Consider the following 377-nt stretch of genomic DNA (forward strand, 5'->3'; position numbering starts at 1 on the left):
CGTACGCATACCTGAAGGACATCCTCGAGCGGCTGCCCACGCAGCCGGCCAGTCGCGTCCAAGAGCTGCTGCCGCATCGCTGGCAGGCCCCTCTCTCCACTACTTGACCCTGTCGGCCGTCGTCAAGACGGGATCACCGCGCGCTTACGTTGCATGCGCAGATAAAAAAACTCCGCATCTTTCGAGGCGGAGTTTTCTGTTTTTAGATCAAGGTATTTTCAGCCGGACAAAAGAAAACGCCCAGTTGACTTTATCAACTGGGCGCCTCTTGCTGTAAGAGCCTGACGATGTCCTACTTTCACACGGGAATCCGCACTATCATCGGCGCTAAGTCGTTTCACTGTCCTGTTCGGGATGGGAAGGAGTGGTACCAACTT

General features: G+C 55.2%; 1 protein-coding gene and 1 rRNA gene. One reads left to right on the forward strand and one right to left on the reverse strand.

The window, feature by feature from the left end:
• Positions 1-107 (forward strand): transposase domain-containing protein (locus tag B7G53_RS22340; protein WP_141396335.1); only part of this gene is annotated, 107 nt, incomplete at its 5' end.
• Between the two features lie 172 nt (positions 108-279).
• Here B7G53_RS22340 and rrf read toward each other — a convergent pair.
• Positions 280-377 (reverse strand): 5S ribosomal RNA (rrf, locus tag B7G53_RS22345); the annotation flags it as partial.

Source organism: Polaromonas sp. AET17H-212 (assembly GCF_002379085.1).
Lineage (GTDB): Bacteria > Pseudomonadota > Gammaproteobacteria > Burkholderiales > Burkholderiaceae_C > Polaromonas.